9 protein-coding genes are annotated in these 19,120 nt (G+C 37.5%); 3 read left to right on the top strand and 6 right to left on the bottom strand.

Features of this window, described 5'->3' with window-relative positions:
- From GGR42_RS03645 to GGR42_RS03665, 5 genes are all read right to left on the bottom strand, one after another.
- A partial coding sequence (locus GGR42_RS03645; protein WP_167960951.1) for a PKD domain-containing protein occupies positions 1-7,698 on the bottom strand: 7,698 nt, incomplete at its 3' end.
- A gap of 253 nt (positions 7,699-7,951) precedes the next feature.
- Entirely contained in the window at positions 7,952-10,315 is a 2,364-nt protein-coding gene (locus GGR42_RS03650; protein ID WP_167960953.1) for a GumC family protein, read from the bottom strand.
- 35 nt (positions 10,316-10,350) lie between these two features.
- On the bottom strand, positions 10,351-11,127 hold the full coding sequence (locus tag GGR42_RS03655; RefSeq protein WP_167960955.1) for a polysaccharide biosynthesis/export family protein: 777 nt from the start codon (positions 11,125-11,127) through the stop codon (positions 10,351-10,353).
- Positions 11,128-11,132: 5 nt separating this feature from the next.
- Positions 11,133-13,085: a polysaccharide biosynthesis protein gene (locus GGR42_RS03660; protein WP_167960957.1), complete on the bottom strand. Its 1,953-nt coding sequence runs from the start codon at positions 13,083-13,085 to the stop codon at positions 11,133-11,135.
- Complete coding sequence (locus tag GGR42_RS03665) at positions 13,085-14,209, bottom strand: DegT/DnrJ/EryC1/StrS family aminotransferase (RefSeq protein ID WP_167960959.1); 1,125 nt, start codon at positions 14,207-14,209, stop codon at positions 13,085-13,087. The genes GGR42_RS03660 and GGR42_RS03665 overlap by 1 nt, the downstream gene beginning before the upstream one ends.
- Positions 14,210-14,456: 247 nt before the next feature.
- Here GGR42_RS03665 and GGR42_RS03670 point away from each other — a divergent pair, with 247 nt between their 5' ends.
- From GGR42_RS03670 to GGR42_RS03680, 3 genes are all read left to right on the top strand, one after another.
- Positions 14,457-15,854, top strand: a complete 1,398-nt coding sequence (locus GGR42_RS03670; protein ID WP_167960961.1) for a nucleotide sugar dehydrogenase — start codon at positions 14,457-14,459, stop codon at positions 15,852-15,854.
- Entirely contained in the window at positions 15,851-16,870 is a 1,020-nt protein-coding gene (locus GGR42_RS03675) for an NAD-dependent epimerase (RefSeq protein ID WP_167960963.1), read from the top strand. Before GGR42_RS03670 ends, GGR42_RS03675 begins: the two co-directional genes overlap by 4 nt.
- Before the next feature lie 140 nt (positions 16,871-17,010).
- Positions 17,011-17,922 (top strand): sulfotransferase family protein, encoded by a 912-nt coding sequence (locus GGR42_RS03680; protein ID WP_167960965.1) that lies wholly within the window; start codon positions 17,011-17,013, stop codon positions 17,920-17,922.
- A gap of 166 nt (positions 17,923-18,088) precedes the next feature.
- Here the strand turns inward: GGR42_RS03680 and GGR42_RS03685 are convergent, their stop codons facing one another.
- Positions 18,089-18,982 (bottom strand): sulfotransferase, encoded by an 894-nt coding sequence (locus GGR42_RS03685; RefSeq protein ID WP_167960967.1) that lies wholly within the window; start codon positions 18,980-18,982, stop codon positions 18,089-18,091.
- Positions 18,983-19,120 lie beyond the last annotated feature (138 nt).

Raw genomic sequence — 19,120 nt, forward strand, 5'->3', positions numbered from 1 at the left:
AGAAACTTCCAAAGGTGCATCACCAGATTCAGTGGTAGCTGTTGCCACCGCAACTGGAGCTTCATTAGGTGAAACAATTATAGTTACAATATCAGTATCATATAATCCACCTCCATCTGTAACAGTTAAGACGACATCATACGTTCCAGGTGATATAAATGTGTAGGTTGGATTCGCTTCTGCAGATGTTCCACCATCAATAAAGTCCCATGCATAGCTTATAATACCTACATCATCTGTAGAGCCACTTCCTATAAAAGAAACTTCCAAAGGTGCTATTCCAGATTCTGGAGCAGCCGATGCCACTGCAACAGGCGACAAGTTAGGTTGATTTACGGTGATGGTCACTACATCGGTATCAATAAGGCCTTCAACGTCTGTAACAGTAAGCTCTACATCATAAACCCCCGGTGTGTTAAACGTATAGGTAGGACTTACTTCTGTTGATACTCCTCCATCAATGAAATCCCAAGAATAGCTGGCAATGGCTAAGTCATCAGTAGATACACTTCCATCAAAAGCAACCTCTAAGGGAGCGTCACCTTCCATTGGGATAGCAGAAGCTACCGCAGTTGGAGCTACTCCTGTTCCATTAACGTCAATTATTATACTCTTTGTATCTGTATTACTATCAGCATCCTCAACGGTCAAATCAACCATATACGTTCCTATTGTTGTGAAGGTATGTGCAGGATTAGACTCATTAGAGATTGGCGTACCGTCTTTAAAGTCCCATGAATAGCTAGTTACCCCCACATCATCCAAGGAATTACTTCCAGTAAAGTTCACTGTCAAAGGCACAAAACCACTAGTAACATCAGCTTGTGGAACGGCAATCAGCTCGCCAGGTTCACCAATGTACCATACAAAATCTACGGTTTCATTTCCAGCAGGGTCACCATCATCTGTTACTGTAACAGATACATTATATGGGCTATTATTAGCAGCTCCTGGGCCACTTACTCCTCCACCCTGTTGAGATTCAGGAGCATTAAGCACTGCATTGGTATTGTTATTATAACCCCAATCGTCCACTTTGTATAATACCATTCGGTCAATAGCATGACCTAAAGAGCGTTCTGAAACCTCCATGGTATAGGTACCCGGATTTACAAACCAAACAAAGATTTCATGATTATCGTTATCAAAGGTTCTTGCCTGCCAATCATAGGTTTCAGAACTCCCTCCACTTCTATATACTTTGAAGAACCCATCAGCCCCGTTTCCATCTGGTGTAGTAGCCGGTGTTACTCTTGAACTACCTATTGGGAAAACAATTTCTGATTGTGCCCCTTGAAGGTTGGTAATAATATCCGCTTCAGTTCCTGGGTTTCCTACAGAACCATCAATGGCAAAAAACCAAACATCATCATTATTGGGGAAACGTAACCAGTTATCGTTTTCCTCAGTTGGATCTATTCCTGAGTAGAAACTTCTCCAATTGAAACGATAGACCCCGGCCTCAGTAATAGTAATCTCATATGGGATTGTGCTTCCGTTGATATTATTAAAGTTATTGTTGTTGGCAATAATACCTGTAGCTCCATCCAAATTGGTAATATCCCATCCTGAAGTATCTACCGATTCAGCCTCAATGACCACCAATCCGTTTTCCTCTATAAAATTATCACCGCCACCACCGCTTATAAATCCATCATCAACAGTACCTGTTATTATTCCTGTATTCTCATTTATAGTTAAATCAGGCGGTAATCCTGTAGCGCTATATGTAGTATTATTTGGACTAGTTGCCTCAATTTGTAATGATACAGAGTCTCCTTCGTAGTTATATTGATCTCCAGGATTTGTTACCCCGAATGTAGCATCAGGATTATTGGTCAACGCAATATTAAGGGCACTTGAATCATTATAATTAATGGTCAAGGTAGCAGTTCTATCCGCCCCGGTACCCGACAATGATACACTTAATGTATGTGTTCCATTTGCATCGATTAAGGCATTTGACAATTCCCCTAATTCTATACTAAAATCAGCAGCATTGGCACCTGTTATTTCCATAGATCGTATGAACATTGCCACATTACCATCAATAACATCTAGATCTATGTCAACGGTTTCACCGTCATTAAAAATCACTGTATTTTGTGAAGATAGGACACTAACAACGCTAGGTGATCCTACAGGGTTATCTTCTCCTAGAAACTCCATATTCTTTTGGTTGCCCCCTGCTCTATTTGGAGAACCTGCCAAGATATGGACCCCTGGCCCCGAAACAATTGCCTGAGTACCGTGACGCTCAAAATTCATATCTGCCAGTCTATCCCATGATTGGGTTATTGGATCATACTCTTCCGTAATTTTCAAGGCATCATCTGTATTAACACCATAAACCAACTCATCTTGCACTTCTCCACCAATAACAAGCAACTTATTATTGAAGTTTACTGCAGAGGCACCTCCACGAGGTGTTGGTATATTTTGTCCACTGGGCAAGGTACTCCATGTACCAGAAGTAAAATCATAGACATCAACCTCAGCTATAACAGGTTTGAATACACCACCGGTGCCACCAGAAAGTCTTCCACCAGCAGCATATAATTTATCCCCTATTACAACGGCAGCAAAATGATCTCTTGCCCTAGGTGCATCAGTTAAAGGTGTCCAAGTACCTGTTGCAGGGTCAAACTCATCAAATTGAGCCACAAATCCTCCATCATGTCCATCATTGTTCCCCCCCACTATATAAAACTTATCATCATAAACTACCAAACCAGTTGAACCTCTTCTTCTATTGGCCGGTATTTGTGGACCTTGAATCCACTCTTGGTTCGCTGGATTGAACATCCATATGTACTCCGCTGGAACTTCGTTGGGATAGGCATTGTCTAGGAATGCACCAATAATCCAAATTAATCCCTGATATTCAATAGCTTGAAAGTGATTAAATTCTTTAGGAGCTGAATCAACCAGTGAAGTCCATGAGTCAGAAGTATAATCATAAACATCGATTGTTTGTGCATTTTCACGACCACCCATCAAATAAAACTTGTCACCCGCTTGTACGAAAGAATTCTCATGTCTCGCCGTGTAATTTTCATCTTCATCCTTGTCAGTCCATAAGAACTGTGTTTCGACAGTCCAAATAAAAACTTGGCTAGAGGGTGCAGACAAAGGTTTTAACGCAGTTACCACAACGGTATGGCTACCATTCCCGTTGGGACCACCCATTGATGCAGCGGTACTGATTGTACCTGATATTTGACCTGTTGCAGGATTAATGGTTATCCCTTGTGGCTGACCTGAAATATAAAAGGTAATTTGTTCGCTGGAATCTCCACCAGTTGCTGTAGCATTAAAATCAACTGCATCAAGAATTCCATTATTTTGATCTGGAATATTTGCCAATGTTAATGTAGGGTTGCCCATATCTACTGCAAACACCTCAATACCATTAACTAAGGGATTTTCAACTTCATGACCGAAAGAAATATTCAATTCACCATCATTTACAGATACAGGATAGGAAATCATTCCTCCGACCTCGTGGCCAAATCTTTCAACTAGGTCTAAATCATTTTCAACTAATGCTCCTTCAATCATTATGTCAAAAACACGATCCCCAATGTTACTTGCTTCATCAAAACTATTTCCCATGTAAAGATTAACCATATAGTCTCCATTCCCAACGGTCAAGACATATTCCATCTCAGGCGCAGCTGAAAGGTCATAACGTTCCTCATTAAAAACACCCAAGTATGTACTATTGTCTATGTATGCCGGTATGGAGGTATCCTTGGTGTTGAACGACATGACCTCATAGTCTTCGGTACGGCCCGTGTTCACTGTATAATTATTTCCAGTCTGGGCTCCATTACCCAAATCATCCTCCCAGTTAGAACCGATATCGGAAGCATCAACTTGAACTCCACCAGCATTGATACGGTACACATAGGGTTCAACAATTTCCCATGCAAAATTAATTTCTACTTGATCGCTGGTCAGTCCATCACTGTCATCAACAGTTATGGTAACATTGTAGGGGCTGCCCGAAAAGGCACCCTCTTCAATGGTACCAAAAATATGTCCGTTGGTGGGCTCAATGTCTACCCCTGGTGGCAAGCCTGAAGCTGAAAAATCAAGATTGCCGTCGCCACCAGCTGCATAGAGCGCAAAACTTCCATCAACATCATCACCGGCAAAGCTTAATTGATCTGCAATGGGATTTACATAGATGGGCGTATCAGAATCAGAAGCATCCAATATTTCGATACCGTTGATTAATGGGTTTTCTTCAAGCCCATGTAGGAATTCAACATTTATAACGCCATCGGTAACTTTTACAATATGGCTAATCATTGTACCTATATTATGCCCATAGGTTGTTGCTAAGTCTATATTGTTAAGCAAGGGCATAACAACACCTTCTATTGTTACATCAAAAATTCGTTGCCCTGGCTGTGAAGTTCCATCGAATCCATTACCCATGTATAACCGAACTTCATAATTGCCCGGTTGTGGTGCCACTGGAAAGGAATATAGTACGTTGGGGCTTCCTGGTGTGTTATCATATCGCTCAGTAGCAAAAATTTCTATTGGTGTTGTGCTTGTGTTTACAGAGCCATCAGCAGTTGTAATTGTTCCGCTGAAAGAACTGTTACTACCTGCCGTTGACAAGTACGTTGAATTATTGGCTTTTGTATCTTCATCCCAATCTATATCGGCATCAATACTGGACAACAAAGGTCCTCCGGCATTTACCCTATATAAAATGGGCGGTGTCTCGGTTACCGTTACTATAAAAGTATCATCCACAAAATTAAGGTCCTGATCCGTTGCTCTAATCGTAATATTCGATACTTGGGCTGTGGAAGGAAAAGAAAGGGTCAAGATGTTGTTTATTATGCTAGCATCGATAACAGGATTAGTGTTGTCCTCAACAGAATAGGTAAGATTGTCCGAACCATTGTCATCATCAAAATAAACATCCAAGTTGATATTCTCATCGACCGAATCTATCAATTTATCAATATCTGGTATGCCTTGAACCACTGTAGGAGTTTCTGCCTTAACATATAAAAATTCCCAAGTGCCTTCCAATTCAAAACCCGAAGCGTTGGATGTACCGATAACTCCAACCGCCAAATCTGTGTTTGCTTGCTGAATGGCATCTAAAATTGGAGTATCTGCAGCTATGGTACCCAAAGTTGTTAGGGAACCACCATCCAACTTATATTGTAGTGAAACATCTCCTGAAATCGCATCGACCACAAAGTAGAAGTCAATACTAGAACTGGGTCTATTTGGAACAGGGATATTAAAAGTTAAAGGTGTTTGTCCATTATTGTCAATTTCTTGTTGAGCCATAAGGCCCATAGGTGTAGCCACAAACTTAATGTAATTGCTCTGTGTACCATCACCAATCTGAATTCCCAATTCCCCGTTTGGTGTGTTCGCATTGGTATATAATTGGTTTTGAGTTATATCAAAGCCCCTAATTTGAGAATGTACCGTAAACCCTCCCATGGATTGATCGACTTGAACACCGTATTGAAATGCTTTTTCCTGATCGTTATTGGACTCAAAAGCCGTTCCTTCTGGCATTTGCATGGTCAATGCTCCTATGGCACCACCCAGTAAATCATCAGGGTTTGGACCAGGACCATCCAACCAGTCCAACCAATTGTTACCCGAATCGTTATTGTTCATCATACCTGTCAAGCCCAGACCCAAATAACCACCAAGCCCAGTGTCCGAATACAGGTCGTTGGTAATGGGTAGCTCATAGGCATCACTTCCTCCTATGTTTGGATTGCCCAACTGGAAAGGATCATTGGCATCCAATATACCATCGGCATCATCGTCGTCATCATTGAGGTCAGAGATTGAGTCATTATCAAAGTCACTTGGTTGCGAGCCTCCATTACAGGGATCAGTGCCATTGTCTTCTTCATCTTGATTGGTAAATCCATCAAAATCGTAATCCGCATTGGCATCATATCCAGAATCACTTGGGTCCAAACACTCTACAAAATCTTGGGGTTCCATAACAATGATGCCTCCAGTTGAGGTATTAAAAAGACCAACCCAGATAGTACCTGGAAAAGGATCCAAATCACTATTACAGGATATCCCTAAAGCATTGGCAGCCCCTCCTGCATTTAACCCAGAAGCCCAAGATTGTTCCAGTGTATTTAGGCTGCCATCTGGGTTCAATGCCACTCTGTGAAGTATACCATTGTTCTTCCCTACAAAAAGGTTCCCCTTATAATAGTCATCTCCATTACTGGCCGTATACTCATCAATACCATTTGAGTTTCTTGGAAAAATTGCGATGGGTTGATCATCTGGACCGTCAGGGTTGGTAACCGTTGGTCCTCGCCAATCACCTTCAACCGGGTTTGCCACCTCTACCGGTGGCCAATCCGCCGGTAAAGCGATAGATGGGTCATCCGTATATCCCGCTTGAGGATTTGAAGGGTCGTAAATCAAAGTTCGATAGGTAGCATTGTTAGGATTGGAATCTGGAGAAGTCAAGAGACCTGAATCGGTTGGATTTGCACGAGTTGGGTTGGGATGTCCTCCATAAAATGTATTGAATGTATAATTTTGAATATCAGTAGTAATCAATTCCAAATGATCTTCGTTGTCCATTCCCTCTCCATCATCTGGGGTTGCAATGTCTCCTCCAGGCTCTCCTGGACGATATGCATTTGTGGTATTTCCTCCCATTCCTTCATTTTCAGGTAGTCCTCCCCAACCTTCATTGGCCCCATTGTCTGTAACATATAATGCACCACTTTCCGTAACTACCAAATCGTAGGCATTTCGATAACCAGGAGATAAAATTTTCACTGGTCCACCAGCTACAACTTTGGCTTGGTTCAATCCATCATTTCCCCCAAATGGATCATTTACATCAATTCCATTATAGCCCGGTGCATCTGGATCCGTTATACCATTTGCATTGGTCCTTGTGGGGTCGTCCAATGTTGGTATATTATATTTATATACCCTGCCATTGTCAAACTTATCGCTCATTGCTTCTATAGCGTCCAAATCTATTGCCAATATAGCTGCAGAAAGTGCATATTCGCCTAACAAGGCAAAATTAATGGAAGGCGATCCACCATTGGCATTCCCCCCTTGGGCCACAATCAGGTAATTTGCCCCCCCAATTGTAACAAACTCCAATCCATTAGTGGCGTGATTTTCTTCAGAACGTGGAAGTCCCCTAACTAAATCTACCACATCCCAAGAACTTCCATTCCAATAGAAACGGGTTATTGTCCCTGAATTAGTATCTAAACCTGTATCTCCTTGACCTGTTGTAGCCCCACCTACTCTAATGTCACTTGAAGCTACATAGATAATCGGGTTTGCAGCAGTACCGGCAACTGCCAATCCAGTAGTTTCCCTTAATATGCTGGAGTTGCTAGTACCATCATCATTGTGGTTTTGGATTCCTTGAACACCCGAAAGGGTTTCCATGGAAGTCACCTTATAGTCATTGGCACCATCACGTTGTATGGTCATTACATGAACCAAACCCGTATATTCGGTTGCATAAAGTCTTCCATCAGGACCATAAGTCAGTGACGTAATCCCTGAGGCAAAACTCCCCTGGCCATTAAGATCTAACTCACTTTGTGGAAAACTTAACTGTGCTTGAACTTTAATTGAGAATATTGTTGCAAATAGAACGCATAACAATAAAAACTTGGGGTAATATTTTTTCATAATATTAAAAGTGTTTTCGACATTTTTCATAAAAGAAAAAAGGCCGTACTATGCTTCAAATATACTTTAATGTGCATGAAGCTAGTTTGTTGAAATAGTATTATTCGTTCAATTAAAGTACTTTATCGATAAAATACTAGAGACGTTAATAGGTTAATCTAAAAGATAAAAAATACAGAATTTATCTATATTTTCAACAATAGGGACAAACATTATAAGACTCAAAACAAAACTGGTTCAACTGAAGAAAACATTAGAATTTCCACCATTTTTTGGCAACCTTTCCATAACCGTAACCATACTTACCACCATACCCTAAATTGTTCAGTTTGACACCATTTACCACAAAAGAGAGGCCTTTTATTTTTCCTTCGCCCTGAAGTTTCATAGCAAAATCCAACGCCTTAATCTCTGTTACATCAGCACGTGTTACATAAATTAACTGGTTTGCATGTTCGCTGATCAACAAGGTATCTGAAACCATCATCATTGGTGCAGTATCAACTATGATATAATCATAGCGCCCAGATACCTCTTGAAAAAGTTCTTTCAACCTACCACTCATAAGAAGTTCTGAAGGATTTGGAGGAATTCTTCCTGAATAAATTACATCCAAATTGTTATCATTAACCAGCATTGTATTAATGATTTCCTTGTAAGAAATGTTTTGGTCATGTAAATAATCGGTCAGACCATAATCCGATTTTTTATGGCCGACTGAAAGATTATCTATATTCTTTCCTGTAAAAAAACTTTTGAATTTTGGATTTCGAATATCAGCACCTATTAGCAAGGCCTTTTTATGAGTATTGGCCAATATCATGGAGAGATTAACTGACAAAAAAGTTTTTCCCTCACCAGGCACACTCGATGTTATATAAATAATGTTATTGGATTCATTGGGCTTCGACTTTATTAAATAGTCTAAATTTGCTCTTATAATGCGCAATGCTTCAGCTAATACAGAGCGATCGTCTTTGACAATTATTTTTTTCTCCTTTTTACTAAGCCTAGGTAATTCGCCAAGAATGGGTATACTACGGACATTTTTTTCCAAATTGTGCATGTTATGCACTTTATTATCCATTAAATCTCTGGCATAAATTATGGAGAATGGGATTAAAAGTCCAAAAATTCCAAAAGCTAAATAGATTATCTTTTTTCTAGGAGATACAGGAATATCACTAAAATAAGCACTGTCAATCAGCTTAGACTTTGGTGCAGTTGATGCCACTGTTATTTGGGCTTCCTCTCTTTTTTGCAATAGGTAGAGATACAATGACTCTGTGGTTTGTTGACGTCTTGTAATATCTCTCAGTGCCCTTTCGTTTTTTGGTGCCGAATAAATCTTTGAATTGATGATAGCCTGTTGCCCACTTAATGTATTGACCTGTAGCCCCAAATTGTTCACTGTACTACTTAAACTTGCCTGCATCGTTCTTTTTAAGCTACTCAACTGCTGATCAAGGTTCACAATTACCGGATTCTTCTCATTAGAACTTTTGAGCAAACGATTTCTTTCCTGCACCAATTGATTGTATTGTTGTGTGGTACTGGCAATGGTTGGGTCTGACAATCCTAAATTGGCCGGAAGCACCTCATAACCTTCTTGTTGATTTACCATATCACGCATCGATCCGGCAATATTTAATTGGGTTTCTGCATTGGCCAACTCTTGGCGGTTAGCTACCCCTACATTGAGATTGATATTGGCTTCAGATGCAATATCAGTAACCCCTCTACCCGTTTTAAAATCTTCCGCTGATTGGTCTACCGATGACAGACTTGCTGAAATATCTGCTATTCGCCCCTCAATAAAACTTGAGGTTTTATCAGCTATCTGTTGCTTGTCCTCAACGGCATTCTTATTGTAAACAACAACCAATGAATTGATTATATCCCTGGCTTTCTCTTTCACGGGGTCCTCCAAACTTATGTCCAAAATACTTGAGAATTCCTGAGGTTTGGAAATAATTATTTCTTCTTGATACTTAGTGGCTATTTCTGAAAGAGGAGAAATCTCTACTTTCAGTCTTTTTCCTAAATGATTATTAATATATTCTCGATTGGGTGTAATGACAATATCACCTATTGGTGATGAAATATTTTTACCAAATGCATAATTCTTAGGAGCATCTTCCTCTTCAACCGAATAGCCAAAACTTGTAGTTGAAGAATTTATGTCCAAATAAAATTCCAAGCCCTCCCTATGCATTGTAGAATCGGGAGCAATTATATTTAGAGTTATTGGTGAGTTTTCATAGAGTTCCTTACTTCTAATACTACCCAAGGAGTATACCTTAGTGTTCAAACCCAATTGTCTGACAACTTCTATCAAGTTTGACCTGGAAGCAATTATTTCAACTTCATCTTCAACATTATTCTCCATATTGGAAAAAACATCTATGTCTTGCAAAAGACTGACTCCAGAGCCTGAACTTTTTTCTTGAAGAATTTGTATTTTGGCCTTTGCCAAATATTTGGGAGTAGAATAGCGAACAAAAAGATGGGCTATTATAATACCAATAATTAAAGACAAAACAGCCCACTTCCAGTGTTTGATATACTTTCTTATTTCATCGCTAAAATTAAAGTCACTAATATTGTTTTGACTCATTACCAAATGGTGTATAAAGAATTATGATCTAATACCTAATTTCTAGTTATTAAAATAATTGTTGATGTAATTAGTATAGAAGCAATTGACACATATATTCCAGCCCTGTTATCAAGACTTGAAGCCGTAATAGCCGATTGATTGGGTTCTACATAGACTACATCATTTTGAGTTAAATAATATACTGGAGAGCTCAAGACTTCCTTATCGGTCAAATCGACCTTGGTGTACACCTTGGTACCATCAAAATCTCGAATAACCATTACATTTTCACGTTTTCCCTTAATAGTCAAGTCGCCCGAAAGCCCTATAGCTTCTAAAATTGTAATTCGCTCTCCTTGAATCGAATAAGTACCTGGATGATTGACCTCACCCAAAATCGTGACAGAAAAATTTTTTAATCTAATATTAATAATAGGGTCCTTTAAATAATCACTCAACTTTTCACGCAGAAGCACTCTAACTTCCTCGGGCGAAAGACCTGTTATTTTAATTTTACCGATTACCGGAAAATCGATTTCACCATCTTGATCCACTAAGTAATCGACCTGTTCAGGTCGCATGCCATCCTCTTGTGACCCCCTAAAAAGATTAAACGGCACGCTTGCCTCTGGATCAAGGGTTGATATATGAATACCAACCAAATCATCTACCTTAAATTTTGGAGAGAAGGTGTTTTTATCCACCAATGTTTCGAAATTATTTGAATTCTGAAAATATACAACATCCTTTTTTGAAGCACACGAAGTTATTAATAAAATAATTGCGGTCAACCATACAGAATGAAGACTCTTCTTTTTTATAATGCCCATTGAAGCTAATTTATTTGTGTTAATTGAGTTTTTATAATGTTTTTGTTTTCAATCAGATTTTTATCGGTAGTTATGGACTTATCAAATTTACAAAGATCCGAGTTATTCGAAATATACTCTGGTACAATTTCTTTCATTAACTGCACAATGTTACTGTTGAAAACCATATTGGACACAAAAAGTTCATCAATTTTAGACCTGAAAAATTCATAATTTAAATCCCTGACCTTACTTATCATTATTTTTTTATTATAAGTAGGCAATGTATTTTCCCCGTTTGCCAGTAACTCTTCGTATAATTTTTCACCAGGTCTTAAACCTGTAATTTTAATATCAATATCTTCTGGATATTTGAGACCTGAAAGTTTTATCATATTCTTGGCTAAGTCAAATATTTTGACCGATTCTCCCATATCAAAAATGAATATTTCACCTCCTTTACCCATAGCGCCAGCTTCCAACACCAATTGCGATGCCTCAGGAATGGTCATAAAATAGCGGGTAATATCTTTATGAGTTACAGTAAGTGGCCCACCTTTTTCAATCTGTTTTTTAAATAATGGGATTACGGAACCATTGGAACCTAAAACATTACCGAACCTAGTAGTAATGAACTTGGTTTTATGCTCTTGTTGCATACAACTTATATATATTTCAGCAATTCGTTTGGTAGCCCCCATGACGTTGGTTGGATTCACCGCTTTATCAGTAGATACAAAAACAAATTTTTCAACATTGTGACTTATTGCCAAATCAGCAATATTTTTTGTTCCTCCTATATTTATTTTAATAGCTTCATAAGCATTATACTCCATCAGAGGCACATGCTTATAGGCTGCAGCATGGAATAAAATATCCGGTTTGTGCTCCTCAAAAAAATGATTCATCCTATTTTTATCCCTAATATCTGCAACAATTGGGACAAAATTATGATGCCCAGACTGCTTTAATTCTTGTTGCAGGTCATACAGTGCAGACTCAGCTTGGTCGATTATTATTAAGGATGCATAGTCATAGTTTGCTATTTGCCTCACTATTTCACTACCAATTGACCCAGCACCTCCAGTTACCATAACAGTTTTACCTTTTAATTCCTCACAAACTCTAGATTTTCTAATACTTATAGGCACTCTATTAAGCAAATCCTCAATCTGTACATTTTTAATCTGTGATGCCTTGAACTCTCCATTAATCCAATCCTGAACTGGTGGCACAATTTTGACCTGGACAGGTAAATCAACCAATCCTTCCACCAATTTTCGAAGTTTGGCATTGTCTATCTTATGAATAGCCACAATGATTTCAGAAATATTATGTTTATCAATAAGATATTCTGTCAAATCTGACCTAGAATGTACTGGAAGACCATTGATTCGTTTCCCTCTTTTTTTCTTATCATCATCTATGAATCCAACTACCTTAGAATTGGTACCTGTATGGTTTGTAAGGGCATTGTAGGTGAGAATACCCGATTCTCCAGCCCCATAAATAAATATATTTTTAAAAACCTTAAATTTAGTGACCATATTATGGTACATAGCTTTAAAAATATATCTGGATGTCGTGAGCCCTACCAAGCTAATAAGGCTATGTATGATAATTATAGAAAGAGGTATGGTGAAACCATCTATATAGTCAAAACGCCGATTGAGAATAATCACAAAAATAATGATGATACTTGAAAGACATATAGCATTAAAAATATTATAGATGTCTTTGATTCCCGTGTGCCTTATAAAACCTTTATGAGATCCTGTTACCACAAAAGTTACGGCAGCGACAATCATTACAATAGGCAATTGCAACAGAAGCTTAGATACATCAAAGCCAAAAGAGAGATTGAATCTAATGATATATGATAACACAAAAGAAAATGCAATAATCAAAGTATCAATGGCCAACACGGACCACTTTGATGCATATCTGTTCGAATTTTTTAGTAGATATTTCTTCAACATTAGCTTAAATTATTTAAGATTAGGGAAGTTATTCTATTTAAATCTTCTTCAAGCAAGTTCGAACCACTGGGCAAACAAAGTCCTCTTTTGAATAAATCTGAAGAAGTTCCATTAGTGTAACTTTCAAAACACTGGAATACGGGCTGTTCGTGCATAGGCTTCCAAAGTGGCCTACACTCTATATCTTCTATTTGCAATGCAAGTCTAATTTTTTCCCTGATTTCAAAAGATGGAGTAATTATACAGGTCAACCAACGATTACTATAATACCCTTTGGGTTCTTCCAAAAAATCAATCCCTTCAATATGGCCTAGTCGTTCTTTGTAGAAACTATAATTTGCCCTTCTAACCTTGACTCTTTCTGTCAACACTTCCATTTGCCCTCTTCCTATACCTGCTAAAACATTGCTCATTCTATAATTATGCCCAACAGAGGTGTGCTCATAATGTGGTGCACTATCCCTAGCCTGTGTAGCCAAAAAAACCGCCTTTTTCTTTATATTATTATCTTTCGTTAGTAACGCCCCTCCACCAGAGGTTGTAATTATTTTATTTCCGTTGAAGGATAATATTCCAATTTTTCCAAAACTTCCACATTTTTTCCCATTTACAGAACTGCCCAGAGCTTCTGCACTATCCTCCACTACAGGAATTTCATATCTCTTCGAAACTTCGTGAATTTCACGGGTCTTATAGGGCATGCCATATAAATGCACCGCCACAATTGCCTTTGGTTTTTTTCCTTTTTTCATTCTATCCAAGACAGCTCGCTCCAAAAGTTCTGGAGATATATTCCAGGTATCTTTTTCACTATCGACAAAAATAGGATTTGCTCCCAAATAGGTAATCGGATTTGCAGAAGCGGAAAAAGTAAAACTCTGACAAATTACATCATCGTCTCTAGAAACCCCTAAAAGCTTTAATGCCAAGTGAATTGATGCCGTACCAGAACTAAGTGCCGCAGTATGAACTTCATTGTCATAAAAATCTGATATAGAGGCCTCAAAAGCATTAACATTTGGTCCAAGAGGCGCCACCCAATTAGTATCAAAAGCTTCTTTAACATATTGCTGCTCCGTCCCTCCCATATGAGGAGAGGACAACCATATTTTAGTTTTTGTCATCAAAATTTGAAACTAGTTAAGGTTATTTAGAAATCAAATGTAGTTATATGGTTTTCAGTCAAGGGCATAATTCGTTCAAGACGTAAAATTATCGATTAAAGGAATGCGAAAAGTGAAATTTGTATAAACACTATAAAATTGTGTGTCAGTCAACGAAATAAGTAGGTCATATGACTTTTTTTGTGTGCAATAATATTAAGTTTACAAAGTTATTATAACCTTTGCACCAAAGAAACCTAACTCTATAATGAAAAAAATAAAAAAAATTTGCTGTATTGGTGCTGGTTATGTAGGTGGCCCCACAATGGCAGTAATTGCAAAAAATTGTCCAGAAATTGATGTGACCGTAGTTGATATTAACCAAAAAAGAATTGATTTATGGAACCATAACAATCTAGACCTCCTCCCAGTATATGAGCCAGGTCTAAGGGAAATTGTTAAAGAAACAAGAGGTGGGAATTTATTTTTTACCACTGAAGTAGACAAGGCTATAGATGAAGCTGAAATGATATTCATTTCTGTAAACACACCTACAAAGACTTATGGAAAGGGCAAAGGCCAAGCAGCAGACCTTAAGTTTATCGAGCTTTGTGCCAGAAATATTGCCAAAGTTGCCAAAACAGATAAAATTGTAGTCGAAAAATCCACGTTACCCGTAAGGACGGCTGAAGCCGTCAAGAGCATTTTGGACAATACTGGAAAAGGGGTTAAGTTTGAAATCCTTTCAAATCCTGAGTTTTTGGCGGAAGGAACAGCTGTTGATGACTTACTTAATGCGGACAGAGTTTTGATTGGTGGTGATGAAACCAAATCAGGTCAAGAAGCTAAAGATACCCTCAGTTGGATATATGAGCACTGGTTGCCCAAAGAAAGAATATTGCAAACCAATGTTTGGTCTTCAGAACTTTCAAAATTGGTAGCAAATGCATTTTTAGCACAGCGTGTTTCTTCAATTAATTCAATATCTGCCCTGTGTGAAAAAACAGATGCCAATGTAGCCGAAGTATCCAAGGCAATTGGTTTTGATAGCAGAATAGGATCAAAATTTTTGAATTCTTCTGTTGGCTTTGGTGGGTCATGTTTTCAAAAAGACATCCTAAATTTAGTCTATATAGCAAAAAGTTATGGCCTGAATGAAGTAGCAAACTATTGGGAGCAAGTTATTATTATGAACGACTATCAAAAAAGACGTTTTGCCGACAATATTATTTCCACACTATACAATACGGTTTCGGATAAAAAAATCTGTTTCTATGGTTGGGCTTTCAAAAAAGACACTAATGATACTAGGGAATCTGCTGCCATTTATGTCGCTGATGCACTTTTGGAAGAAAAAGCTCAAATAGTTGTTTATGACCCAAAGGTTTCTGAAGAAACCATTTATGCCGATTTGGATTACTTGGGAACGAGAAGTCCAGAGGAAAATAGAAAGCTTCTCAAAGTAATCAATGACCCTATGGAAGCTTGTAATGATGCCCATGCCATAGCTATAATGACAGAATGGGATGAGTTTAAAAACTATGATTGGATTGCCATCTTCGAGTTAATGCTAAAACCTGCCTTTGTCTTTGATGGAAGAAGAATTCTTACTAAAGAAAAAATGAATGCTATCGGATTCAAATACTATAAAATTGGGCAATCATGAAAATATTGGTGACCGGCGGTGCCGGTTTTATTGGGTATCACCTTTGCGAGGCTTTAATTAAGGATGGACATACAGTTGTAGGTCTTGACAATATCAATGACTATTATGATGTAAGCTTAAAGTATAATCGCCTAAAACAACTAGGAATTAGAAAAATTGATGCTAAGCAATACAATATCCTTTGTACCAGCAGCATACATGGAAAAAAAATGACCTTTGTTAAAATGGCCTTGGAAGACAGAGAAGCCCTTCCAGCACTTTTCGAAAATCTTGATTTTGACGTTGTATGTAACCTAGCTGCACAAGCAGGAGTCCGTTATAGTTTGGAGAATCCTTCCTCTTATATTGATAGTAATATTGTTGGTTTTTTAAATATTTTGGAGTGCTGCCGACATAATAAAATTAAGCATTTAATATATGCGAGCAGCAGTAGTGTGTATGGTATGAATGAAAAAATTCCATTTTCAGTTCAGGACAGTGTGGATTACCCCATAAGCCTCTATGCTGCAAGTAAGAAGAGTAATGAACTTATGGCACATGCTTACAGTCATTTGTATGGAATACCTACTACAGGGCTACGCTTCTTCACCGTGTATGGTCCATGGGGTAGACCCGATATGGCCATTTACCTATTCACAAAAGCAATAACCCAAGGCCAGCCAATAAATGTTTTTAACCATGGCCAAATGGAACGTGACTTCACCCATGTAAATGATATAGTCGAAGGCGTTAAGCGCATCATTGAAAAACCGGCAAAAGAAAGAAAAGACCTATACAAGCTCTATAATATTGGCAATAATAGCTCTGTAAGATTGATGGATTTCATAGAGGCCATTGAAAAAAGTTTAGGAATTAAGGCCAAAAAAAATATGATGCCCATGCAGCCTGGTGACGTATCTAGAACTTGGGCGGACGTGAATGACTTAATCGCGGATTACAATTATAGTCCAAACACTCCTGTTGAGGAGGGTATTCAATCTTTTGTGGATTGGTATAAGGATTATCATAATCTATAGACTTCATCATTGCTTCTACAATTATAAGTTAGTCAATATAAATTTTGAAAAATAGACATTATATTAAGAAAATTAGTTTGAGTATTTCGTTTTCAATTGAACTAGTTTTTTTGGTTAAAGTTAATTAAGTAAAAACTCAGATGGATAAGGATAAAAAAATAAAAGTACTTTACTTCGCTGGGTCAGGAAGATCCGGATCTACAATTTTAAATATAATTTTGGGAAATCATCCTCATATTTTTGGAGGAGGAGAATTGCAAAACATGGGGCAAGTTTACAATGCAAATAAAATTTGTTCTTGTCAAAGCCCATTGATTCATTGTGAATTTTGGTCATCTGTAGTGAATGATTGGTCTTCCAAAATTGAAGAAGACAATATTACTTCAGGTTTTAAAAAATGGAGTGAGGTTGAGGGTGTTTTTTCCATAAAATCATGGGTGAAAATGTATTTTGGAATTGGAAAAAAGGATGCTCAATTCAAAGAATATTTAAAAAGCACATCAGAATTTCTCCGTTCTGTTCAACAGCATAGCAAAAAAAAGGTTCTAGTTGACATATCTAAAAACCCTCTTCGAGCATGGGCCCTTGAGGAAAACCCTGATATTGATTTAAGAATGGTTCATCTTGTTCGGGACGGTAGAGCTGTAACCTGGTCCCTTAAAAGGACAGCTGAACGGCAAAATAGAAAAAGGCCAACATGGAGAGCTGCTATGTTTTGGGCATTGATAAATCGAATGACAAATTTAGTAAGGTCAAAAGTGGAACATAGGACTTTGGTAAGGTACGAGGATTTTATTGAAAACCCAGGTCTAGTTTTAAATCAAATCGGTGAGATGGCAGAGATTGATTTTACAGATATTATCAATAATATAGATAAAAACGATGATTTTCGAATTGATCATGTTATGGCCGGTAACGGTATTAGAAAGGCAGACACTATAAAATTTGAGACTACAAAAACTGACGGTTGGATAAAAAAACTAAATTCAAGGAGCAAAAATATTTTCAAAATTCTTTCATATAGTTCTTTGAAAAAATTTAACTACCGTTAGTTAGTGCTTACATTTTTCAATACCTCTACTTCCAAATATACGTTTTTGATACCTTCGAAATTATTTTCATCCCGTAGGCATTCCAAGTAGTATATAAATGGAAAATAGTTGGCTCTTAGTCAAGCTAGACTATATATCTTAATTTGGGACTAGGTTAGGCTAATTTCTATTTTTTTTCAAAAAGATTAATAAGCCTTCTTCTTTCCTCTTCAGAAAAGAAAGTAGCATTTTTCTTATTTTGATTAAAAATTCTATTTCTTTTAAAATAATCAAAACATGCTTTATCTTGACTTAGGCCGGTATAAGAGAGAATTTTCTCAATTGTACTTTCTGGATTTTCAATAAAATTTGTGTATTCTACTTTTAACGCATCAGGTCTATGTGTGAAAATTTCATTTTCAGTAACTTGAATAATTTTTCTTATCTGATAGGCAGTGATTTGAATATTATCTGATTTGTTAGACTCCAACCATTTATTATCAGAATCATCATAGGCCCCTTGCCACCAAAATTTGGTCATACCTCTTTCTTTCCAAAAAGGCACCCGCATCAGTGAATTTACTACTGCAATGGAATCTCTTGTTATATAAACAACCTTGGCTTTTGGAAAAATACTTAATAAATAGTTTAAACGAGAAGGTCCTGTTATTTTAAATGCCAGTCTTTTTTTTCCCTGTTTGTTAACAAGCTTGGAAAAAAAAGAAACAATACGTAATCGTTCTTCGGAAGTTGCTTTTTCATTTATCAAAAAATCTTTTGAAAAACTTATCCCATCCCTTACTAAATAATCCCACATTGGATAGGCTTCTACCGAGCGGAATATGAAGTAATTTAACGGGGAAACCTTGTTTAGCTGTTTTTTTTGACCGTGAAATCTCCAAAATGAGTTATCTGCCAGTCTTCTCAAATAATTGATATTGGTATTTCCTAATACCCTAGGTTGATATTGGGATGGATAAGCCAAGTCTTTGTGCCTCATCACTATTTCAGAAATTATCGATGTCCCAGATCTTGGCGCTCCTAAAAAAATAATAGGTTCCTCCACATAATTAATTCCCATATAATAAAATGCCTTATTCCCAATTGACTTTTTTTAAGTCTTTGGGGGTTTTTAATCCTTAAAATTTTAAAAATAATAATTTCTTCGGATTAATTGCCTTAGAATTCGACAACACTCCATTAAAAATCTTCTTTCTTC

It is taken from the genome of Saonia flava, assembly GCF_011927795.1.
GTDB lineage: Bacteria > Bacteroidota > Bacteroidia > Flavobacteriales > Flavobacteriaceae > Saonia > Saonia flava.

Excerpts from the sequence above, each read along its gene's own strand:
- GGR42_RS03650 (WP_167960953.1), bottom strand. The coding sequence starts at position 10,315 with ATGAGTCAAAACAATATTAGTGACTTTAATTTTAGCGATGAAATAAGA.
- GGR42_RS03655 (WP_167960955.1), bottom strand. The coding sequence starts at position 11,127 with ATGGGCATTATAAAAAAGAAGAGTCTTCATTCTGTATGGTTGACCGCA.
- GGR42_RS03660 (WP_167960957.1), bottom strand. The coding sequence starts at position 13,085 with ATGTTGAAGAAATATCTACTAAAAAATTCGAACAGATATGCATCAAAG.
- GGR42_RS03665 (WP_167960959.1), bottom strand. The coding sequence starts at position 14,209 with ATGACAAAAACTAAAATATGGTTGTCCTCTCCTCATATGGGAGGGACG.
- GGR42_RS03670 (WP_167960961.1), top strand. The coding sequence starts at position 14,457 with ATGAAAAAAATAAAAAAAATTTGCTGTATTGGTGCTGGTTATGTAGGT.
- GGR42_RS03675 (WP_167960963.1), top strand. The coding sequence starts at position 15,851 with ATGAAAATATTGGTGACCGGCGGTGCCGGTTTTATTGGGTATCACCTT.
- GGR42_RS03680 (WP_167960965.1), top strand. The coding sequence starts at position 17,011 with ATGGATAAGGATAAAAAAATAAAAGTACTTTACTTCGCTGGGTCAGGA.
- GGR42_RS03685 (WP_167960967.1), bottom strand. The coding sequence starts at position 18,982 with ATGGGAATTAATTATGTGGAGGAACCTATTATTTTTTTAGGAGCGCCA.